This is a genomic window from Pseudomonas sp. NPDC088885 (assembly GCF_044750025.1).
GTDB lineage: Bacteria > Pseudomonadota > Gammaproteobacteria > Pseudomonadales > Pseudomonadaceae > Aquipseudomonas > Aquipseudomonas rustica.
Genome location: NZ_JBIVJB010000003.1, coordinates 69,174 through 89,776, shown reverse-complemented (window position 1 = coordinate 89,776; position 20,603 = coordinate 69,174). Strand labels below are relative to the sequence as shown.

Here is a 20,603-nt window from a genome sequence, read left to right as displayed (position 1 = left end):
CGCCTGCCGTGAATTTTTTAGCTCACGGCGGGCATCACTTTTTTATCGGGAAAACACCATGACGCTGACGGGCCACATGCTGATCGGGCAGCACATTGTCGCGGGTAATCGCGAAGCCATTCGGGGCATCAACCCGGCCACGGATACCGCGCTGGAACCGGCGTATGCCGGCGGTTCAGCGGAACATGTCGAGCAGGCTTGCGCGCTGGCCTGGGCGGCGTTCGACGCTTATCGCGAGACAACCCTGAATGTCCGCGCTGATTTTTTGGAAAGCATCGCCGTGGCAATCGAAGCCCTTGGCGATGAATTGATCGACCGCGCCATGGCTGAAACCGGCCTGCCGCGCCCTCGCCTGCTGGGTGAACGCGGGCGCACTTGCCAACAATTGCGAATGTTCGCGCGCACCGTGCGCGCGGGCGAATGGCTGGATGTGCGCGTCGACAACGCGCAGCCGGATCGTCAACCGATGCCTCGTTCGGATCTGCGTCAACGGCAGATTGCGCTGGGGCCGGTGGCGGTGTTCGGCGCGAGTAATTTTCCCTTGGCGTTTTCGGTGGCGGGCGGCGATACGGCATCGGCGCTGGCGGCCGGCTGCCCGGTGATCGTCAAGGCGCACAGTGCGCATCCCGGCACCAGTGAACTGGTTGGCCGCGCGGTGGCACGGGCGGTGAAAACCTGTGGTTTGCCGCAAGGCGTGTTTTCGCTGTTGTACGGTTCCGGGCGTGAAGTGGGCATTGCGCTGGTCAGCGATCCACGCATCAAAGCTGTGGGTTTTACCGGTTCGCGCAGCGGTGGTCTGGCGCTGACTCAAGCGGCACAGGCGCGGCCCGAGCCGATTCCGGTGTATGCGGAAATGAGTTCGATCAACCCGGTGCTGCTGTTTCCGGGGGCATTACAGAAGCGCACTCAGGCTTTGGCCGAAGGGTTTGTGGCTTCGCTGACATTGGGCGCCGGGCAGTTTTGTACCAATCCAGGATTGGTGATTGCCCTGAAAAGTGCAGCGCTGGACAGTTTTATCGCCGCTACGGCCGAACGGATTAAAAGCAGTCCGGCGCAAACGATGCTCACGCCGGGCATCTTCAACGCCTATGAATCGGCGGTGAATGCGCTGGCCGAAAACGCTCGGGCAAATGTCGCCGCCATCGGCCAGATCGGCAGCGGCCCGAATCAGGGTCAGGCGCAGGTGTTTGTCAGCGACGCCGCCGATTTCCTCGCTGATCACAATCTGCAGGGCGAAGCGTTCGGCGCTGCGTCGCTGATCGTGCAATGCGCCAGCGTGGAAGAAATGCGTCAGGTCACCGAGCACCTGGAAGGTCAACTGACCGCCACGCTGCATCTGGATGATGAAGACGAGGAGCAAGCCCGCGCGCTGCTGCCGACACTGGAGCGCAAGGCCGGACGCTTGCTGGTGAATGGCTGGCCGACCGGCGTCGAAGTCTGCGATGCGATGGTGCATGGAGGGCCATTTCCGGCGACGTCAGACTCGCGCACAACGTCGGTGGGCACGGCGGCGATCCTGCGTTTTCTGCGTCCGGTCTGTTATCAGGATTTCCCCGACAGCTTGTTGCCGACAGCACTGAAACACGCAAATCCGTTGCACCTGAGTCGCCTGCTCGATGGGCACAGGGAAGCACTGACCAATGACGAATAACGTCTCCCACGACATCGCCGTGGTCGGCGCCGGCATCATCGGCGTCGCCTGCGCCTTGCGCTTTGCGCGTCAGGGTTTGCGCGTGGTCGTCATCGATCAACAGCTACCGGGCCACGGCGCTTCTTTCGGCAACGCCGGGCATCTGGCGACCGAACAGGTGTTCCCGATTGCCGATGCGTCGATCCTCAAACGCCTGCCGGCCATGCTGCTCGACCCGATGGGGCCGTTGCGGCTGGACTGGAAATACCTGCCCCGCGCCTTGCCGTGGTTCACGCGGCTGCTGTTGAACCTGCGGGCGGAACCGTTTCAGAAAACCGTCACCGGATTACGCGCGCTCAATGAAAGCAGTCTGGATGCGTGGCAGCGCTTGCTCGTCGACATCCAGCGGCCGGACTTGCTCAAAGTCGACGGCTCGTTGCTGGTGTTCGAACGCCCGGAATCACGTCAGGCCATCGGCGCGTTGCAAGCTCGATTGCGACAGCAGGAAGTACCTGTCGATTATTGGCAGGCCAAGGCGATTCAGGACACGGCGCCGCAACTCAGCGAGCAGATTCAGGGCGGTTTGTTCTTTCCGCGCACCGGGCATTTCATTGACCCGTACCGGGTGGTGTGCGAATTGGTTGAAGCGGCAAAAGCCTGCGGCGTGAGTTTTTTGCAACAGCAGGTGCAGGGCGGCCATGTTCAGGACAACGGCGTTTCGCTGATTACCGGTAATGGTGGCTTGACCGCAAGCCGCGTGCTGATCGCCTGCGGCGCGCACTCGGCGAAACTGACCGCTGCGCTGACCGGCAAAAAAGTACCGCTGGACACCGAGCGCGGTTATCACCTGATGTTGCCGCAGGAACAGGGGCGACTGCCCTTCCCGGTCACCTCGCTGGAACGCAAGTTCATCATGACGCCGATGACCGAAGGGTTGCGGCTGGCGGGTACGGTTGAGTTCGCCGGGCTGGAGAAACCACCGAGCATGGAGCGCGCGTGGCAGTTGCATCGGTTGAGTCAGGGCTTGTTTCGCACGGATCTGAGTGCTGAAGCGGCGACACCGTGGATGGGCTTTCGGCCGTCATTGCCGGATTCGCTGCCGGTGATTGATCAGGTGTGCGGGGGCAAGGTGTTGCTTGCTTTTGGTCATCAGCATTTGGGGCTGACGCAGGCGGCGGTGACGGCGGAGATGGTTGTCGGGATGGCGTTGAGTGAGTTGCCAAGAAGCGAACCTTACAGACTTGACCGTTTCTAAAAATCTGTGGGAGCGGGCTTGCTCGCGAAGGCGTCCGTTCAGCCACTCTGATTGCTGAATGACACACCGCATTCGCGAGCAAGCCCGCTCCCACATTTGGAATTTGTCAGGCTATAAAATTTGGTTTCTTCAGGCGTCGTAGAAAGGGGCGACCGATACCCGGCTACCGACAAAGAAACTGTCCGCCACCAACCGCAACGGCTGCAAATCCAGATCACTGCCCTTCTCGGCAATCAACTGCTGAAAATGCCGATACACCGCCGCGTACTCACCCTCTTCCGATACCGCCTGACGCACGCCATCAATACTCAACAGCGCCCCACCGTTATCCAGTCGCAGCACACCTTCCTTGCAACGAATTTCAATACTCCACAACTCATCGTGCCCATGATCAAAATCAAACTCCGCCCGCACATCGAGCTGCTGCGCATTCGACATTTTGATCGAAGCGGCAATCGGTGATTGGCAGTTTTCCGGCACGCGCAGTTCTGCGGATTCGACAAACAGCGGCAGCGCCAAAAGGTGAGTGACAATCGACAAGGCATTGATGCCCGGGTCGAATACGCCGAGGCCGCCGGGTTGCCATATCCACGTCTGGCCGGGGTGCCACTTGCGCACGTCTTCTTTCCAGTCGATCTGCACGCCTTGCAAAGTGCAGGTGGCAAGCCAGTCACGGGCGATTTCGATGCCCGGTGCATAGCGTGAATGCCAAGCGAACAACGCACTGACGCCCTGCTCTTTTGCCTGATCGACCAAGGCCATGGCCTCGCCCAACGTTGCGCACGGCGGTTTTTCCACCAGCACATGTTTGCCCGCCGCCAGCGCTTGCTGCACCAGGGCGAAGCGACCTTGCGGCGGTGTGCAGAAGGCAATTGCATCGACCGGCGGGCCGTTTTCGAGCAACTCGCTCAGCGACTGAAAATTCTCTACGCCGGCGCAAGGTTTGCCTTGGGTGGCGACGGACACCAACTGGAATGCGCGGTTGGCGTTGATCGCCGGGACGTGTTGATCCTGAGCAATCTTGCCGTAGCCCACCAGACCGAGACGGATTGGTTGCATCAATGACTCCTGCTTGAGTTTTTTGTTTTATGCAGCGAACCGGCAGATTACCCGCAAACGCCGCGAGCGTCTGTCACCGCAAAGTCACAACGGCGCACAGGATCAGGCAAGGATCGCACAGGAATGCACTACTTCCCGGCCCAGCGAAAAGCGAAGAATGTCACCACGACAAACCGATTGAGGATGTTCCCATGCTTGTACAAGCCTACGGCGCCCACGCTGGCGACAAACCCCTTGAGCCAATGCAGATCAACCGCCGCGCCCCGGCGGCCCATGACGTGCAGATCGATATCGCCTTCTGCGGCATCTGCCATTCAGACCTGCACCAGGTGCGTGCGGAATGGGCCGGCACGCAATTCCCTTGTGTGCCGGGGCATGAAATTGTCGGCCGTGTGTCGGCGGTGGGCGCGCATGTCAGCGATTACAAGGTGGGCGATCTGGTCGGCGTCGGTTGCATCGTCGACAGCTGCAAACACTGCGATGACTGTGAGTCCGGGCTGGAAAACTACTGCGACGGCATGATCGGCACCTACAACTTCCCGACCCCGGACGCGCCGGGCTGGACGATGGGCGGTTACGCGCAAAATATCGTTGTGCATGAACGCTACGTGTTGCGCATCCGACATCCCGAAGCGCAACTGGCCGCCGTCGCGCCGCTGCTGTGTGCGGGCATCACCACTTATTCACCGCTGCGCCACTGGAACGCCGGGCCGGGCAAGAAGGTCGGCGTGGTTGGCATCGGTGGTTTGGGCCACATGGGCATCAAACTGGCGCATGCCTTGGGCGCGCACGTTGTGGCCTTCACCACTTCGGAATCCAAGCGCGAAGCGGCGTTGGCGCTGGGTGCCGATGAAGTGGTGGTGTCGCGCAATCCTGAGGAAATGGCTGCGCACGCGAAGAGTTTCGATTTGATCCTCAACACTGTCGCGGCGCCGCATGATCTCGATGCGTTTCTGGTGCTGCTCAAACGTGACGGTGCCTTGACCCTGGTTGGTGCGCCGGCAACGTCGCATCCAGCGCCGAACGTGTTCAATCTGATCATGAAGCGCCGCACGATTGCGGGTTCGATGATTGGCGGTATTGCTGAAACTCAGGAGATGCTCGATTTCTGTGCCGAGCACGGAATCGTTTCGGATATCGAATTGATTCACGCGGATCAGATCAATGCGTCGTATGAGCGGATGCTCAAGGGTGATGTGAAGTATCGGTTTGTGATTGATAACGCGACGTTGGCGGGTTAACCCACTTCATCATTGATGATCACAAAACCTGTGGTGAGGGGATTTATCCCCGATGGGCTGCGAAGCAGTCCATGCCTATTGAAGCTTAAAAGCGAGGGCCGCTTCGCGCCCCAACGGGGATAAATCCCCTCGCCACAGGTTAGTGTTTACTCAGCTTTAACGGGGTGCAATGCCGCCGCATGATGCATCGCCAGATGCCCGGTCTTGTCGCTTTTGACTTCGTATTGCGGTTCGTCCTTTGATGCCGGTCGATGCCGTCCCATGAATTCGACATCCCGCGTATGCACCTTGACCACCGTGCCGCGAATCTCGCCGGCCTCGCTGTTCCAGCGCACCGCGTCGCCGACCTTGAATGACGTGCTCATGGCAATGCCCTCACTGCGCTGGCGGATGCTCACTCGATACCGAGTTGGCGGCGTCCACATCCGTCATGTCCTCGTCGAGCGGTGACTCGTCATCGGCAGGCAACGGAACCTCTGGTTGATCGCGTTTCGGGTCGTGTCCCGTTTCATTGTCCGTGGTTCGCGTCACGTCTTGCTGCGACTTGTTGCCCGGTGCATTTTCATCGATGTCCATGACTGGCTCTCCACTTGGCCGCACGGAAAATCCGCGCTTAAAGGTGAGAGACAACGGCACCGCGCAAGTGCCGGGTACTGGACGAACGGTGCACGTGCTCACCATCAAGCCAAATTAGCTGGCCAACAGTGCTTTGGTCATTGCCATCGAGGTGTTCAGCGACTGCCCCGTACGCTGCAGTTTGTTCAGCAAACTGGCGCCCAGCCACAGCTGATACAGGGTTTCCGCCAGATGCCGGGCATCACCGGTCGGCAGGGTCTTTTCGGCCTGGCCTTGCTCGATGCACAGCGTGATGCGCGAGACCACTTGCTCGGCGCCGTCGCGCAGGGTCAGGCGCATCGATTCGGACAGGTCGGCAACTTCGGCGCTGAGTTTTACCACCAGGCACTCATCGCCATGGCCTTCGAGGGTGCAGCGGTCTTGCCAGCCCTGCCAGTAATCCATCAGCCGTTCATAGGCGGTCAGCCCCGGCAGGGTCAGGCGCCGCTCCATGTCGGCCAGATAACCGACGAAGTAATCCTCGAGCAAGGCCTGGCCGTAAAGCTCTTTGGATTTGAAGTAGTGATAGAACGAGCCCTTGGGCACGCCAGCGGTTTGCAGGATTTCGTTGAGGCCGACACTGGTGAAGCCCTTCTCGGCCATCATCCGGTGGCCGGTGTCGAGCAAGTGTTGGCGGGTGTCGTCGTAGGTCGGTTTCATGGGGCGCAAATTACCAGGCAATAGACCAGTCGTTTATTTCAGAGGATGGCGAGTTTGCCATACCTGCCGAGTAAAAACCTGTTGAGAAAAAATTACTAGACGACTGGTCTAGTTGGAAACTATGCTGCGCCCCGTCAACCGCATTTGCGGGTATCAGCGTGACGCGAATCCTTTGCGCCACGACGTCACCGATCAAACCAGGGTGCTCTATGAAAATTCTGATGGTTTTGACTTCCCACGATCAGCTCGGCAACACCGGCCGTAAAACCGGCTTCTGGCTCGAAGAGTTTGCCGCGCCCTACTACGCCTTCAAGGATGCCGGTGCGCAGATCACTTTGGTGTCGCCGGCCGGTGGCCAGCCACCGCTCGATCCGAAAAGCGATGAGCCCGGCGCGCAGACTGCCGAGACCGATCGCTTTCGCAACGACCCGGCAGCGCAGCAGGCACTGGCCAGCACCGGACGTCTGGCCGAGGTCAGCACAGAGGATTTCGATGCTGTGTTTTATCCCGGCGGCCATGGCCCGCTGTGGGATCTGGCCGAAGACTCGCACTCGATCGCGTTGATCGAAGCCTTTGCCCGCAGCAACAAGCCCCACGGCTTTGTCTGCCATGCGCCGGGCGTGTTGCGTCACGTCGTCGATGCGGCAGGCAAACCGCTGATTCAGCATCGCCAGGTGACCGGTTTCACCAATTCGGAAGAAGCTGCCGTCGGCCTGACCGACGTGGTGCCGTTCCTGATCGAAGACGAGTTTCAGCGTCTCGGCGGGCGTTACTCCAAAGTCGCTGACTGGCAGGTGCATGTGGTTGCGGACGGCCAGTTGGTCACCGGCCAGAATCCTGCCAGCTCTGCCGCTGTCGCCGAGAAACTGTTGAAAATGCTCGGCTGATTCAACGCTCAACCTCATCACCGTGCTACGCGGTTTTATTTTTATCCTAGAAATAGTCGACTGGTCTAATAAGACCAGTCGAACAAGGTACCTCCATGCACAACAGCCCTTATTTCCAACCCGCGACGCTCGGCCTGCACACCCTGAAAAACCGTATCGTGCTGCCGCCCCTCACCCGCCAGCGCAGCACGCAACCGGGCAATATTGCCAATGAGTTGATGGCCGAGTATTACCAGCAACGCGCCGGCGCCGGTCTGCTGGTGACCGAAGGCACGCAGATCGAACCACGCGGTCAGGGTTACGCCTGGACACCCGGCATTCATACCCCGGAGCAAATCGCTGGATGGCGTAAAGTCACGGAAGCGGTGCACGCCGTGGACGGTGTGATTTTCACGCAACTGTGGCATGTCGGCCGCGTCTCCCACACTGCGCTGCAACCGAATGGCGCAGCGCCGGTATCGGCCTCGGCAGTCGCCACCGAGCGAGTCAGCGTGTTCGTCGAAACCGCGCCGGGCGTGGGTGAACTGGTCGCCCCGTCGGCCCCGCGTGCATTGAGCACCGATGAGGTTCAGGAACTGGTTCAGCTGTACATTCAAGCCGCGCGCAATGCGATGGACGCCGGTTTCGACGGCATCGAACTGCACTGCGCCAACGGTTATCTGGTCAACCAGTTCATCTCCGCGCACAGCAATCTTCGCGACGATCAGTACGGCGGTTCGCTGCACAATCGCCTGCGCTTTTTGCGTGAAGTGGTGGCGGGTGTCGCCGAGTGCATCGGCAAGGAAAAAGTCGGTGTGCGTTTCGCGCCGTTGTTCACCACCACCGATGAAGCGCGAACTTACCTGGGCATGGTCGAAGAAGATCCACACACCACTTACATCGAAGCGATCAAAGTTTTGCAGGACGTCGGCATCGCCTACCTGTCCATCGCCGAAGCCGATTGGGACGATGCCCCGGCAATGCCGTTGTCATTTCGTCAAGCCGTACGCGAGACTTTCAGCGGCGCGATCATTTATGCCGGACGCTATAACGCTCAGTCCGGGGCCCGCTTGCTCGAATCCGGTCTGGCTGATTTTGTCGCCTTCGGACGCCCGTTCATGGCAAATCCGGATCTGCCCGCGCGTATCGCCAATGACTGGCCCCTCAATGCGCTGAACCCGGCCACCGTGTATGGCGGCAATGGCGAAGGGTATACCGATTACCCCGTGCACGGCTGACGGCGGCCAGCATCGAACAACGCACCGGGGATTGCCCTTCTTTCCCGGTGCAACTTAACCTCTGTGCGGCAGGTCAATCGTGTCAATGAGTGATGCGCCTGCGCGAGCAATGGCAGTCAGACCCCAAAACCAATAACGCACGAAGGGTGACATCCTGGAACATCTTACTCGCGAGGAGCTTGAGGCCGAGGTCACGCGGCTGCGTCTGGCGTTGGGCAACGTCGGAGCCGCCAAGCAGGACAGCGCGCAGGAACTGGCTGATCAATTGCATTTGGCGAGCCGTGCTGTTGCCGAAACAAAGGAGCGCTATCGATTGGCCGTCAAGGCGACCAGCGATGCGATCTGGGATTGGGATCTGACCGCTGACCGGATCACCTGGAACGAAGCCCTGCAACAGGCTTACGGCTACACGGCAACCGCCACCGAGACCACCAGTGACTGGTGTTTTGCGCGGATTCATCCGCAGGATCGGCCGCGCGTCGAAGCCTCGATCCGTGCCGTCATTGATGGCACGGCGACTGGCTGGAGCGCCGAGTATCGCTTCCGCTGTGAAGACGGTTCCTACGCTGAAGTGCTGGATCGCGGGTATCTGATGCGCGATGCCGAAGGTCGCGCCGTACGCATGATCGGCGCCATGCTCGACCTGACGCGCTCACGCCATGCCGAAAACGCCTTGCGCCTCAGCGAAGAGCGCTTCCGCACGATTCTGGAAACCATCGAAGCGGCGTTCGCCATCGTCAAAGTCAAATTCGACGCTGACGACCGCCCGGTGGATTACTGCTTTGTTGAGGCCAACCCGGCGTTCGAGCGTCAGGCCGGGGTCAACTTGCGGGGTAAATGGGTCACCGAGTTTGCGCCCAATCTGGAGAGTTTCTGGTTCGAGACTTACGGGCACGTGGCCAAAACCGGCGAGCCGGCGAATTTCGAGAATTACGCGAATACGTTTGAGCGCTGGTTTGATGTGCGCGCCGTGCGCGTTGGCGATCCTGCCGATCGACAGATTGCGATTTTTTTCAGCGACGTGACCGCGCGTCGCGACGCCGAGGAGCGTCTGCGGGTCAGCGAGGCCGTTGCCCGCGAGAACGTCGAGCGTGTGCAACTCGCCCTCGCCGCCGGTGCGATTATCGGCACTTGGCACTGGCATCTGCCGACCGACCGTTTCACCGTCGATGAAGCCTTTGCCCGGGTGTTCAACCTTGATCCGGCGCTGGGGCGCGACGGCCTGAGCCTGGAACAAGTGGTGCAAACCGTGCACCCCGATGACAGGGACGGACTCACCCGCGCGATCAACGAAGTCATCGCCCGTGGCGGCCCCTATTCCCACCAATATCGCGTGTGCGGTGCGGATGGCAAATACACTTGGATTGAAGCTAACGGACGCGTCGAATGTGACGATGATGGTTCCCCGTTGCGCTTTCCCGGCGTACTCATTGATGTCGAAGACCGGCGCAATGTCGAGGCTGACCGAGACCGCGCGATTTCGGCACTGCGTGCGCTCAACGACACCTTGGAACAACGGGTGACGGCGCGCACGGCTGACCTCATGCAGGCCGAAGAGAAGTTGCGCCAATCGCAAAAAATGGAAGCCGTCGGGCAACTTACTGGTGGGCTGGCGCATGATTTCAATAATCTGCTGGCCGGCATTTCGGCAGCGCTTGAGCTGATGGAAAGGCGCATCGCCCAAGGTCGCCTGGAGGACGTCGACAAGTACATGGTCACGGCGCAGGGCGCCACCAAACGTGCGGCTGCTCTGACCCATCGCTTGCTGGCGTTCTCCAGAAGGCAAACACTCGATCCACGGCCAACCGACGTTAATACCTTGATTGTCGGCATGACTGAATTGATCCAGCGCACCGTCGGCCCGAGCATCCTGCTGAAAACCGAAGGCGCAAGCGACCTCTGGCCAGCGTTGGTCGATGGGAGTCAGCTGGAAAATGCACTGTTGAATTTATGCATCAACGCCCGTGATGCGATGCCCGATGGCGGACGCATCACCGTGCAAACAGCCAATCGAACATTGGATGACGAATCTGCTCAGGCGTTGGAGATGCCCGCCGGGCAGTACCTTTGCCTGAGTGTGGCCGACACCGGCACCGGGATGTCCGCCGAAATCATCGCCAAAGCCTTTGACCCGTTTTTCACCACCAAGCCTTTGGGCCAGGGCACGGGCCTGGGGTTGTCGATGATTTACGGTTTCACCAAGCAATCGGGTGGCCAGGTGCGCGCCCATTCGCAAGTGGGCCAAGGCACCACGATGTCGATCTACCTGCCCCGCTATCACGGGCAGGCGCCGCAAAATCACGACGACACGCAAAGCACATCGATTGCGGTGACCGCTGTGGGCGAGACCATTTTGATTGTCGATGACGAACCCACGGTGCGCCTGCTGCTGGCGGATGTGCTGTGCGACCTCGGCTATGACGTGCTCGTCGCCGCCGACAGCGTTGAAGGGCTCGCGGCACTGCGCTCCAATGCACGCATCGACCTGCTGGTTACCGACGTCGGCTTGCCGGGCGGCATGAACGGCCGGCAAATGGCCGACGCCGGCCGGGAAATCCGCCCGCAGTTGAAGACCTTGTTCATTACCGGTTATGCAGAACATTCGGTGATCGGCAACGGCCAACTCGGCCCGGGGATGCAGGTGCTGACCAAGCCGTTTGCTATCGAAACACTGGTTTCTCGCGTCAGTGGCCTGATGGCCACCACCGGTGAATAGGATGATGCCGTAACTGTGGCGAGGGGATTTATCCCCGTTGGGCTGCGCAGCGGCCCCCGCTTCTTAACTGAAAAAGCAGGGGCCTGCTGCGCAGTCCAACGGGGATAAATCCCCTCGCCACAAGTTAATCGTCGGTGCGACAAAGCCTGCTTTTCAGGGCAGGCTTTGGTTTAGCAGGTCAGTTTATTTTTTCTGAGCCGTCAGCGCCGAGTAGCCATTCATCAGGTTGCGATAGTTAGGAATCCGCTGCGACAGCAAGTTACCCAACCCTTCGATATCGTTGCGCCAGTCGCGATGCAGCTCACACGCCACCGAGAACCAGTTCATCAACTGCGCACCGGCCTGCGTCATGCGGCTCCACGCCGCTTGCTGCACGGTGGTATTAAAAGTACCGGACGCATCCGTCACCACAAACACCTCAAACCCTTCCGCCAGCGCCGACAGCGTCGGGAACGCCACACACACATCCGTCACTACACCGGCAATGATGATCTGCTTGCGACCCGTCGCCTTGATCGCCTTAACAAAGTCTTCGTTGTCCCATGCGTTGATCTGACCTGGGCGAGCAATGTACGGCGCATCCGGGAACATCTCTTTCAGCTCCGGCACCAGCGGGCCGTTCGGGCCTTGTTCGAAACTGGTGGTGAGGATGGTCGGCAGGTTGAAGAACTTCGCCAGGTCAGCGAGTGCCAGCACGTTGTTCTTGAACTCGTTCGGCGAGAAGTCCTGCACCAGCGAAATCAAACCGGTCTGGTGATCAACCAGCAGCACGATAGCGTCGTCTTTGTTCAAGCGGTTGTAGGTTGGAGTGGTCATGGTGTGAGTCCTTTTTCAATGTTGGATTTGTTGTTGCGTTCAAGTTGGGTACAGATTACTGACGCATTGAAAAAGGATAAATCGGCTGAAAAGCGTTTCACCGTCAACTCAAATGGGACAATAAGCATTTGTACATTCGCCGTATCAATCTGCTTGCTGACGGGTCAGGCGCTGTCTGGCAAATTTGCAGATCAGACGCCATGCTATGATTTGAGGGAGAAAAATTGAGGACGTTGAAAATGACCGACAGTGTCGCCACTGAAGTTCGTAAGCTCGCCAAAGCGCATAAGGTTACCGGCGATCGCGATAGCCTGAGCCGCATGGCAGTGACGATTACGCGTCTGGCAGGTGATGCCGTCGAACTCGATGGCGTTGAACAATTGCTCGTCAATCTGAAAAGGAAAGGCGTGCTGAGCAAGTCTGAAATCATGGCCCTTCAGGGCCGGTACCTTCAGGAAAAAAGGCGCAGCAATAAGCAGCTCAGCGCATGACTTTCGACCCCTTCGGCGATTTCGACACTGAAGGCTATCTGCAAAACTCGCTTAAGTTGAAAGACCCTCTCGAAGTCAAAGAATCTGAACATCTCGCGTTTGAAGCGTCACCGAGAACCAGTTCATCATCCGCGCCGCCTTGAGTCATATAGTTCCAAGCGAACTGCTGCAAGATGGTTCTGAACGCCAGATGCATCCGTCGCAACAAACACATCAAATCTTTCCGCCAGTGCCGACAGGTTCGAAAGCGCTAAGTACACCAATCAAGACAATCAGATGGTCAAGCCGACCATATAGTGAGCAAGCTCCCTCGCCACAGTTGGGTGTGTGGCCCTTCAGGAACATTGCGCAGTCTCTGGCCACACAGGTAATATTGAGAGAGATTCTCACTAACATCTGGAAAAGCCCACCAGTGCACTCTCCTCCGTCCAGCAAGCTGGGATTTTTCTTCAGCGATCATCACCGTTGGCTGCTGCAACATATCAATCGCCAGGTGCGCAACCACGCGGACGCCGAGGACACCGTTGCCGATACGTTTTGCCAATTGCTGGTGGCGCGCGTCGATCCGGACAGCATTGAACAGCCGCGCGCTTACCTGTCGACCATTGCCCGTCGTCTGGTGTTTGATCGTCATCGCCGGCGCAAGCTGGAGTTGGCCTACCTTGAGCGTTTGTCGACGCTGCCCGAAGCACTGGCGCCCTCCCCTGAAGAACAATTGCAACTGATCGAAGCGCTGGTCGCGATTGACCGCGCCATTGATGGCTTGCCGCTGATCGTCAAAACCACGTTCCTCTATAGCCAACTCGATGGCCTCAGCTATGTGGCGATTGCGCAGAAACTCGGGTTGTCGGAGCGCACGGTCAGTCGCTACATGAAACAGGCTTTGCTGCAGTGCTATCTGTGCGAGGTGGCGCCATGAGCAAGCGGCGCATCGACCCGGTCACTGAGCAGGCCATCGACTGGATGGTCAAGCTGCGCGCCGGCACGCCCGACGCCAGACTGCAGGAGCGTTTCAACGCCTGGTTGTTGATGGATCGCGCGCACCGTCAGGCCTGGGACACATTGCAGGAACGCCTCGGCGATACGTTCAAACCGTTTCGCACACTGGATCAACGTTTACCCGGTCAGGCCGGCGAAGCTCGTCAGGTCTTGTTGAAGCCACAGGCTTCGCGGCGCGACGCCTTGCGCGTAATCGCCGGTCTCGGCCTGCTCGGCGGCGGTCTGTTGCTGGGCAGCAAAACTCAGCTCGGCGAGTCGCTGCTGGCCGATTTGCACACCGCTCGCGGTCATCGGCAGATCTTCAATCTGGCCGATGGCAGCCGCTTGAGCCTGAATGCCGAGAGCGCGGTGGACCTGCGTTTCAATGACCGCCAGCGCCTGGTCATCCTGCGCCGGGGCGAGCTGGTGATCGATGTCGCGCCGGATGCGAATCGCCCGCTGATCGTACGCACCGCCGAGGGCGAAATGCGCGCGTTGGGGACTCGCTTCCTCGTCGCTCAGGAAGCGGACGCCAGCCGCCTGGTGGTGTTGCAGCATTCGGTCGAAGCGCGGTTGTTCGATGGCACCACGCGAGTGGTCAAGGAAGGTCAGGCAGCGCTGCTCTCCACGCGCAACATCACCTTGGCCAGCGACGATGAACGCGGTCGCGCCGAATGGTTGAACGGCCGCTTGAACGTGCTCGATGAATCCCTCGAACAAGTGATCGACGCACTGCGCCCTTATCATCGCGGATTCCTGCGCGTCGCCCCCGAGGTGCGTGGCTTGCGCGTGCAAGGCGTGTTCCCGCTCGACGCCCCCGATCGAACCCTGGACGCCTTGGCCGAAACCCTGCCGATTCGCATTGATCGCTACAGCCCGTGGCTGACCATGATCAGCAAACGATGAATGCGAAAAAATATTTTATGGAAATCATTCTTGTTTGTGTCCGGTTTTCATTTCTCATCCGACCTATCTCCTGACGCTTTAACAAAAACAGGAGATTGTTGTGTTCAACACATGGCCCCGTAACCTTTCTGCAGCCGTTGCCTTGGTGACACTGAGCACCTCAGCGCTGGCGCAAGACTTATCGTTCAACCTGCCGGCCGGCCCGCTCGCCAGTACGCTAAACGCGATTGCCGGCCAGAGCGGGCAGATCATTTCGCTGGAACCCGCGCTGGTGCAGGGCAAGCGCGCGCCGGCGGTAATCGGGCAGATGCCAGCCGAGCAGGCGCTGCAAAAGGCACTCGCGGGCAGCGGTTTGCAGTTGCGCGTGACGGGGCAAGGCAACTTCAGTGTCGAGCCGGCCAGCGACAACAGCGCTTCGCTGCAACTGGACGCCACCAACATCGTTGAACGCAGCCTCGACAGCACCACGACTGAAGGCTCCGGTTCTTACGCTGCACGCGCCGTAACCATCGGCAAAGGCACGCACACGCTCAAGGAAATTCCGCAGTCGATCACCGTGATGACGCGCAAGCAGCTGGATGATCAGGATCTGGTTGATCTGAAAGACGCGGTCAACAAAACCACCGGTCTGGTCGGCGTTCAGGGCGTGGGTAAAGGCATGATCATTACCTCGCGCGGTTTTCAGATCGATGACTGGCAGTACGACGGCGTGCCGATCCCACGCAACACTTACGCCTTAGGCAACTGGGCGACGCAGGATCTGATTTTCTTCGACCGCGTGGAAATCCTCCGTGGTGCTTCCGGCCTGCTGCAAGGCACCGGCAGCCCCGGCGGCGCGATCAATCTGGTGCGCAAGCGCGGGCAAAACACGCCGACCGTGACCATCACCGGCAAGGCCGGTTCGTGGGATCACTACGGCCTGCAACTGGACGCCGGCGGCCCGTTGAATTCGACGGGCAACGTGCGCGGTCGCTTCGTTGCCGACGAAGACCAGAGCCAATCGTTCGTCGATTACGAATGGAGCAAAACCCACTCGCTGTACGGCGCGCTGGACTTTGATCTGCGTGACGACACCACACTCGGTCTGGCGATCAGCAACTCCGATGGCGAGTCACGCCCGATGATCCGTGGCCTGCCCCGCTACTCCGACGGCAAGCCGCTGAATGTGCCGCGCTCGACCTACGGCGGCGCGCGTTGGAACCATCTGGACATCGACGTCACCACGCTGTACGCCGATCTCGAGCACCGCTTCAACGACGATTGGGCGTTCAAGGTCGGCGCGGTGCGCATGGACGAAACCAACAAGGGTAAAAGCCAGCGCCTGCAAACCACCGACGAAGGTATCAACCCCGATGGCAGTGGCATTCAGTACGCCGACTTCGTCACCGATTTCGACGCGACCAAACTCGGTCTGGACATGAACGTCACTGGCAAGTTCGACGCGCTGTCCATGGCCCACGAAGTAATGCTCGGCGGCAACTACGCGAAATACACCAGCGACGACAAAATCGCTCGCACCTTTAACAGCAGCGCCACTGACACGATTTTTGACATCGACCACGATCGTCCGGAAATCAGCTATGAAGGCATTCTCAACACGCCGGGCGGCCAAGCCACGCCGAGTAAGTACGACATTCGCCAGAAGGGTTTGTATGGCAGTTGGCGGGTCAAACCGATCGACTCGCTGACCCTGGTGCTCGGTTCGCGCGTCAGTTGGTACGACTACAGTTACAAGTACGCGACACAGAGAGCCTTCGGTGCGGCGGTCGAGCAGCCGGAAAGCACCGCGAACGAAACCGGCGAAGTCACCCCGTACGCCGGCATCGTCTATGACCTCAGCCGCGAATGGGCGGTCTACGCCAGCTATACCGACGTGTTCGAACCGCAAACCAATCGCGACGCCAGCGGTTCAACGCTGAAACCAGTGGTCGGCAGCAACTACGAAGTCGGCCTCAAAGGCGAATTGATGGACGGCCGGGTCAACACCTCGCTGGCGGTATTCCGCTACGACCAGGAAAACCGCGCGGTCAACGACCTCGCGTCGGGCATGATCTGCGACGGTTGGTATTGCTCCAACGCCGCCGGCAAAGTCCGCAGCCAAGGCATCGAAGCCGAGATCAGCGGCGAAGTGCTGACCAACCTGCAACTGTTCGCCGGCTACACCTACAACACCACCAAGTACCTCGATGACCCGGACAACGAAGGCAAAGTCTTCAGCACCTGGACACCGAAACACATGCTGCGCGTGTGGGGCGATTACCAGTTCAGCGGCGACTGGGAACGCGTCAGCACCGGCCTCGGTTTCACCACGCAAAGCCATACGCTGGGTTACGAGCACACTTACGACGTGGCGGGTTTCACCGTGTGGAGCGCTCGCCTCGGCTACCAGTTGAGCAAGGAAATCGGCTTGGCAGTGAACGCCAACAACCTGTTCGACAAACGCTATTACACCTCCGCGTATAACCAGCTCAACGGCAACAACAACTTCGGCGACCCGCGCAATGTGATGTTCAGCGTGAAGTACACGCCTGAGTTTTAAGGCACTCAATGGGTTCAGCGGTTGGCGGCTGAACCCATTGCTTGACCGACACCCCGCGCAACAGAAAATGCGACAACGCTGGAATCAACACCAGTGCTCCGAGCATGTTCCACAGAAACATGAACGTCAGCAAAATCCCCATGTCCGCCTGAAACTTGATCGGCGACCAGACCCAGCACACCACGCCCGCCGCCAAGGTGATCCCGACCAGCCCAACCACGCGCCCGGTGAACGCCACGGCGTTGCGATACGCTGCGGATAACGGCAGGCCTTGACGCTGATAGTGCAACTGCACGCTGAGCAGGTACAGCGCGTAATCGACGCCAATGCCTACGCCCAAAGCGATCACTGGCAACGTCGCGACTTTCACGCCAATGCCCATGACCACCATCAACGCTTCACACAAAATCGACGTCAGCACCAGCGGCAACAACGCCACCAGCGTCGCGCGCCAACTGCGGAAGGTCACCAGACAGAACAATGTGACGGCGGCGTACACGTACAGCAGCATGGTGCGATTGGCCTCGCGCACGACGATATTGGTCGCCGCCTCGATGCCGGCACTGCCCGCCGCTAGCAAAAACTGGCGCTCGTCGCTGCTGTTTTCACGGGCAAAGCGGTCGGCAATCGCGACCACCTCGTCGAGGGTCTCGGCCTTGTGATCCTTGAGAAAAGCAATCACCGGCATCACCGAGCAATCGGTGTTGAACAGTTCTGGCGAGTTGACCGAAGCCTGCTGCGCGGCATAGTTGAGGACATCTTGATTGCGCTGGATGCTGCTGAGTTTCGGGTTGCCCTCATAGGTACCGGCGGTGATCTGCCGAACCGCGTTGACCAGCGAAACAGTGGCCTGTACCCCTGAAGACTGCTGCAGTTCCCACGCCAGCCGATCGGCGAGGATCAGTGTTTTGTAACTCAGGCAGCCCTCGGGCGGGGTCTTGATCATCACCGCGAACAGGTCGCTGGACAGTGCGTAATGCGCAGTGATCCAGGCGTTATCGCGGTTGTAGCGGGAGTCGGCACGCAGTTCAGGCGCACCGCTTTCCAGGTCACCGACTTTCAGATGCAGGCTGATCGCGAATCCGCCGATCCCCATCAACACCGCCACCAGCACCGCGCCCGTCGCCCAGTTGACGCTGGTGAAGCGGTCGAGACAGTCCCATAACCTGCCGAAACCTTTGTGGCGGTCAGCGCGGGTATCGATTTTCAGCGCACGCTCGGCGGCTTTCGCGCCCACGCCGACATAAGACAGCGCCACCGGCATCAGCAGCAACGAGGTAAAGATCAGCACCGCGACACCGATACTGGCGGTGATCGCCAGATCCTTGATCACCGGAATGTCGATCAGCATCAGCACGGCAAACCCGACAGCATCCGCCAACAACGCAGTGACACCGGCGATGAACAAGCGGCGAAAGGTATAGCGCGCGGCGACCAGTTTGTGCGTGCCCCGGGCGATGTCCTGCATGATGCCGTTCATTTTTTGCGCGGCGTGGGATACGCCGATGGCAAAGATCAGAAACGGCACCAGCACCGAGTATGGATCGATGGCATAACCCAGCCACGCGACAAGGCCCAGTTGCCAGACCACTGCGACCAACGAGCAACCCACCACCAGCAAAGTACTGCGCACACACCGGGTGTAGAGATAAATGATGAGCAGCGATGTGATCACCGCCAGCGCGAAGAACATCATCACCTGAATCAGGCCATCGATCAGGTCGCCCATCAGCTTGGCAAAGCCGATTACGCGCACTTTGTAAGGGCCATCGCCCTCTTTGCCGGCCTTACGCGCAGCGCTGTCACCGGCGAACTCGATCTTGTCGCGCAATTGCTCTTCCAGCATCTGCGAGAAGTCACGGTAGTTGATTGGCTGAGCGCCGGCGCCAGCCTTGTCCAGCAACGGCACCACGAGCATGCTCGACTTCAAATCACTCGCCACCAGACTGCCGATGATGCCGGCGCGGGAGATGTTCTGGCGCAACTGCTCGATTTGCTCGGGGGTGCCCTGATAGGCGTCGGGCATCACCGGGCCGCCTTGAAAGCCTTCTTCGGTGACCTCCGTCCAGCGTACCGCCGGGCTCCACAACGACTTCATCCAGGCGCGGTCGACGCCTGCCGTGAGGAACAGCTGATCGTTGACCTGTTTGAGCACGTCCAGATAGGCAGGATCGAAAATATCGCCCCGGGTGTTCTCCACCACTACCCGCACCGAGTTGCCAAGACCACGCAGCGCCTGGCGGTTTTCCAGGTAATTCTGAATGTACGGCTGACTCTGCGGGATCATTTTTTCGAAGCTCGGTTTCAGCTCCAGACGGGTGACGGCCATGTAACCGAGCAGCACGGTGATCATGGCCATCAGCAACATGAACAGCGGGCGAAAATTGAACACCATGCGCTCCAGCCGACTGCCGGAGTTGCACTCGAAATCACGTACATCACGGATCACCGGCATGCTGTCTTGTTCGATATTGCCCATATCCGGGTTCTCGCTTTTAGGGTTGTTTTCTTATTCTTTGCGCAGTGTCGAAACACCACGGGTACCAACGACCAGCATCGCGCCATCGGCCGTCTGTGCTGCGCCGGTCACCGGTAATGGTTCGGGCTCATGCCGCCATTGCAACTGCGCACCATTGCCCTGGCTGACCAGCATCTGCCCGCCCTGCGTGAACAATCGGTAATGCCCGTCAGTGTCGACAAGCCCGGCGGTAATGCTCGTGTGCAAGCCACTGTCCTGCGCGATCCAGTTGCGTCCGCCATCGGTGCTGCGCAGAAGGTTGCCGCGCAGTCCGTAAGCAATCACTTCACCCGGCTTGCCAAGCACGCCGAAAAAACTGCCCTGATAGGGTGTGGGCACGGCGACGAAGCGCTGTTGCGCTTCATCCCATTTACGCAACAGCCCCTGCTCGCCGGCGATGTACAGCGCATCACCCGTGGCGGCAATCGCATTGAGGTGAAAACCCTGCGGGTTGTCGGTGCGATCCTGAAACGGCATCCAGTGTTTGCCACCGTCCGTGGTGCGCAGGATCAGGTTGAAGACACCGACCGCATAGCCGAGTTGATCATTGGCAAACCAGACGTCGAGCAACGGTTTATCCGCGCCCTGCTCCACCTGCCGCCGGCCTTCAGCAACCAGCAACGGCCATTGCTCGTTAGCCGGTTCAGCGCGGGCCAGTGCCTGATAATGCTCGATCAGCAACGGCCCGATCTGGCGCCCGTCGAGCTGTTTGCGCCACGTCACCCCGCCGTCGCTGCTGTGCAAAATCACCCCGTCGTTACCGACCGCCCAGCCTTGTGACGGCGAAGAAAAATTCACCGCCGTGAGGTCGCAGCTCACCGGCACGGCGGCCTGTTGCCAATGCTGGCCGCCATCATCGGAGTAAACGATGTGCCCGCGCTGGCCGACAGCAACCAGGCGTGCCCCTGCCCGGGCCACGCCGGACAGCGCACTGCTGGCTGCCAGGGCACTGACCCTGGCAGGCTGATCCAGCACATCGAAATAGCCGTCCGCGCGGGCGACGCCCTGCAACAGCAGCAGGCACATGCCGAGCGTCACACTGCGGGATTTTTTCTGCCAATGCATACCGCGCCCT

General features: G+C 59.7%; 17 protein-coding genes and 2 pseudogenes. 11 read left to right on the top strand and 8 right to left on the bottom strand.

Annotated elements, in window-relative coordinates:
• The first annotated feature begins 58 nt into the window (after positions 1-58).
• Positions 59-1,651 (top strand): aldehyde dehydrogenase (NADP(+)), encoded by a 1,593-nt coding sequence (locus ACIP1X_RS04075; protein WP_400749548.1) that lies wholly within the window; start codon positions 59-61, stop codon positions 1,649-1,651.
• Positions 1,641-2,885: an NAD(P)/FAD-dependent oxidoreductase gene (locus tag ACIP1X_RS04070; RefSeq protein ID WP_400749545.1), complete on the top strand. Its 1,245-nt coding sequence runs from the start codon at positions 1,641-1,643 to the stop codon at positions 2,883-2,885. The genes ACIP1X_RS04075 and ACIP1X_RS04070 overlap by 11 nt, the downstream gene beginning before the upstream one ends.
• A 129-nt stretch (positions 2,886-3,014) precedes the next feature.
• On the opposite strand, the gene ACIP1X_RS04065 is transcribed toward ACIP1X_RS04070, so the two are convergent.
• On the bottom strand, positions 3,015-3,944 hold the full coding sequence (locus ACIP1X_RS04065) for a Gfo/Idh/MocA family protein (protein WP_400749542.1): 930 nt from the start codon (positions 3,942-3,944) through the stop codon (positions 3,015-3,017).
• Between the two features lie 191 nt (positions 3,945-4,135).
• Between ACIP1X_RS04065 and ACIP1X_RS04060 the strand changes: the two genes are divergently transcribed.
• On the top strand, positions 4,136-5,185 hold the full coding sequence (locus tag ACIP1X_RS04060; RefSeq protein ID WP_212545845.1) for an NAD(P)-dependent alcohol dehydrogenase: 1,050 nt from the start codon (positions 4,136-4,138) through the stop codon (positions 5,183-5,185).
• 146 nt (positions 5,186-5,331) lie between these two features.
• Here the strand turns inward: ACIP1X_RS04060 and ACIP1X_RS04055 are convergent, their stop codons facing one another.
• The 3 genes from ACIP1X_RS04055 to ACIP1X_RS04045 form a co-directional block, all read right to left on the bottom strand.
• Complete coding sequence (locus ACIP1X_RS04055; protein WP_400749540.1) at positions 5,332-5,550, bottom strand: DUF2945 domain-containing protein; 219 nt, start codon at positions 5,548-5,550, stop codon at positions 5,332-5,334.
• A gap of 10 nt (positions 5,551-5,560) precedes the next feature.
• Positions 5,561-5,761, bottom strand: a complete 201-nt coding sequence (locus ACIP1X_RS04050) for a hypothetical protein (RefSeq protein WP_053119506.1) — start codon at positions 5,759-5,761, stop codon at positions 5,561-5,563.
• 114 nt (positions 5,762-5,875) lie between these two features.
• Positions 5,876-6,460 carry a TetR/AcrR family transcriptional regulator gene (locus ACIP1X_RS04045; RefSeq protein WP_053119504.1) on the bottom strand — a complete coding sequence of 195 codons (585 nt, stop codon included), beginning with the start codon at positions 6,458-6,460 and terminating at the stop codon, positions 5,876-5,878.
• Between the two features lie 209 nt (positions 6,461-6,669).
• On the opposite strand from ACIP1X_RS04045, the gene ACIP1X_RS04040 reads away from it, so the two are divergent.
• From ACIP1X_RS04040 to ACIP1X_RS04030, 3 genes are all read left to right on the top strand, one after another.
• A complete protein-coding gene (locus ACIP1X_RS04040) occupies positions 6,670-7,347 on the top strand; it encodes a type 1 glutamine amidotransferase domain-containing protein (protein ID WP_400749538.1) in 678 nt (225 codons plus the stop codon).
• A gap of 95 nt (positions 7,348-7,442) precedes the next feature.
• A complete protein-coding gene (locus ACIP1X_RS04035; protein ID WP_400749535.1) occupies positions 7,443-8,564 on the top strand; it encodes an alkene reductase in 1,122 nt (373 codons plus the stop codon).
• 253 nt (positions 8,565-8,817) lie between these two features.
• Positions 8,818-11,280 carry a PAS domain-containing protein gene (locus ACIP1X_RS04030; RefSeq protein ID WP_400749694.1) on the top strand — a complete coding sequence of 821 codons (2,463 nt, stop codon included), beginning with the start codon at positions 8,818-8,820 and terminating at the stop codon, positions 11,278-11,280.
• Between the two features lie 183 nt (positions 11,281-11,463).
• On the opposite strand, the gene ycaC is transcribed toward ACIP1X_RS04030, so the two are convergent.
• The gene (gene ycaC, locus ACIP1X_RS04025) at positions 11,464-12,096 is read right to left on the bottom strand and encodes an isochorismate family cysteine hydrolase YcaC (protein WP_053119500.1); all 633 of its coding nucleotides are present in this window, start codon (positions 12,094-12,096) and stop codon (positions 11,464-11,466) included.
• Positions 12,097-12,335: 239 nt separating this feature from the next.
• Between ycaC and ACIP1X_RS04020 the strand changes: the two genes are divergently transcribed.
• Both ACIP1X_RS04020 and ACIP1X_RS04015 read left to right on the top strand, forming a co-directional pair.
• Entirely contained in the window at positions 12,336-12,587 is a 252-nt protein-coding gene (locus ACIP1X_RS04020) for a hypothetical protein (RefSeq protein ID WP_212549296.1), read from the top strand.
• A pseudogene (locus tag ACIP1X_RS04015) lies at positions 12,584-12,691 on the top strand (cell filamentation protein Fic); the annotation flags it as partial. The gene ACIP1X_RS04020 and the pseudogene ACIP1X_RS04015, both read left to right, overlap by 4 nt.
• Here ACIP1X_RS04015 and ACIP1X_RS04010 read toward each other — a convergent pair.
• Positions 12,687-12,832 (bottom strand): annotated as a pseudogene (locus ACIP1X_RS04010) (hydrolase); the annotation flags it as partial. The pseudogenes ACIP1X_RS04015 and ACIP1X_RS04010 sit on opposite strands and share 5 nt — an antisense overlap.
• 167 nt (positions 12,833-12,999) lie before the next feature.
• On the opposite strand from ACIP1X_RS04010, the gene ACIP1X_RS04005 reads away from it, so the two are divergent.
• The 3 genes from ACIP1X_RS04005 (at position 13,000) to ACIP1X_RS03995 (ending at position 17,010) form a co-directional block, all read left to right on the top strand.
• Positions 13,000-13,506, top strand: coding sequence for a sigma-70 family RNA polymerase sigma factor (locus ACIP1X_RS04005; RefSeq protein WP_053119498.1), 507 nt, complete (start codon positions 13,000-13,002; stop codon positions 13,504-13,506).
• Positions 13,503-14,471: a FecR domain-containing protein gene (locus ACIP1X_RS04000; RefSeq protein WP_400749532.1), complete on the top strand. Its 969-nt coding sequence runs from the start codon at positions 13,503-13,505 to the stop codon at positions 14,469-14,471. Before ACIP1X_RS04005 ends, ACIP1X_RS04000 begins: the two co-directional genes overlap by 4 nt.
• 100 nt (positions 14,472-14,571) lie before the next feature.
• On the top strand, positions 14,572-17,010 hold the full coding sequence (locus ACIP1X_RS03995; protein WP_400749530.1) for a TonB-dependent siderophore receptor: 2,439 nt from the start codon (positions 14,572-14,574) through the stop codon (positions 17,008-17,010).
• Here the strand turns inward: ACIP1X_RS03995 and ACIP1X_RS03990 are convergent.
• Together ACIP1X_RS03990 and ACIP1X_RS03985 are read right to left on the bottom strand one after the other, a co-directional pair.
• Positions 16,982-19,489: an RND family transporter gene (locus tag ACIP1X_RS03990; protein ID WP_400749528.1), complete on the bottom strand. Its 2,508-nt coding sequence runs from the start codon at positions 19,487-19,489 to the stop codon at positions 16,982-16,984. The two genes, ACIP1X_RS03995 and ACIP1X_RS03990, sit on opposite strands and share 29 nt — an antisense overlap.
• A gap of 30 nt (positions 19,490-19,519) precedes the next feature.
• Positions 19,520-20,593 carry a WD40/YVTN/BNR-like repeat-containing protein gene (locus ACIP1X_RS03985; protein WP_400749526.1) on the bottom strand — a complete coding sequence of 358 codons (1,074 nt, stop codon included), beginning with the start codon at positions 20,591-20,593 and terminating at the stop codon, positions 19,520-19,522.
• Between the last annotated feature and the right edge of the window lie 10 nt (positions 20,594-20,603).

Excerpts from the sequence above, each read along its gene's own strand:
- ACIP1X_RS04075 (WP_400749548.1), top strand. The coding sequence starts at position 59 with ATGACGCTGACGGGCCACATGCTGATCGGGCAGCACATTGTCGCGGGT.
- ACIP1X_RS04070 (WP_400749545.1), top strand. The coding sequence starts at position 1,641 with ATGACGAATAACGTCTCCCACGACATCGCCGTGGTCGGCGCCGGCATC.
- ACIP1X_RS04065 (WP_400749542.1), bottom strand. The coding sequence starts at position 3,944 with ATGCAACCAATCCGTCTCGGTCTGGTGGGCTACGGCAAGATTGCTCAG.
- ACIP1X_RS04060 (WP_212545845.1), top strand. The coding sequence starts at position 4,136 with ATGCTTGTACAAGCCTACGGCGCCCACGCTGGCGACAAACCCCTTGAG.
- ACIP1X_RS04055 (WP_400749540.1), bottom strand. The coding sequence starts at position 5,550 with ATGAGCACGTCATTCAAGGTCGGCGACGCGGTGCGCTGGAACAGCGAG.
- ACIP1X_RS04050 (WP_053119506.1), bottom strand. The coding sequence starts at position 5,761 with ATGGACATCGATGAAAATGCACCGGGCAACAAGTCGCAGCAAGACGTG.
- ACIP1X_RS04045 (WP_053119504.1), bottom strand. The coding sequence starts at position 6,460 with ATGAAACCGACCTACGACGACACCCGCCAACACTTGCTCGACACCGGC.
- ACIP1X_RS04040 (WP_400749538.1), top strand. The coding sequence starts at position 6,670 with ATGAAAATTCTGATGGTTTTGACTTCCCACGATCAGCTCGGCAACACC.
- ACIP1X_RS04035 (WP_400749535.1), top strand. The coding sequence starts at position 7,443 with ATGCACAACAGCCCTTATTTCCAACCCGCGACGCTCGGCCTGCACACC.
- ycaC (WP_053119500.1), bottom strand. The coding sequence starts at position 12,096 with ATGACCACTCCAACCTACAACCGCTTGAACAAAGACGACGCTATCGTG.
- ACIP1X_RS04020 (WP_212549296.1), top strand. The coding sequence starts at position 12,336 with ATGACCGACAGTGTCGCCACTGAAGTTCGTAAGCTCGCCAAAGCGCAT.
- ACIP1X_RS04000 (WP_400749532.1), top strand. The coding sequence starts at position 13,503 with ATGAGCAAGCGGCGCATCGACCCGGTCACTGAGCAGGCCATCGACTGG.
- ACIP1X_RS03990 (WP_400749528.1), bottom strand. The coding sequence starts at position 19,489 with ATGGGCAATATCGAACAAGACAGCATGCCGGTGATCCGTGATGTACGT.
- ACIP1X_RS03985 (WP_400749526.1), bottom strand. The coding sequence starts at position 20,593 with ATGCATTGGCAGAAAAAATCCCGCAGTGTGACGCTCGGCATGTGCCTG.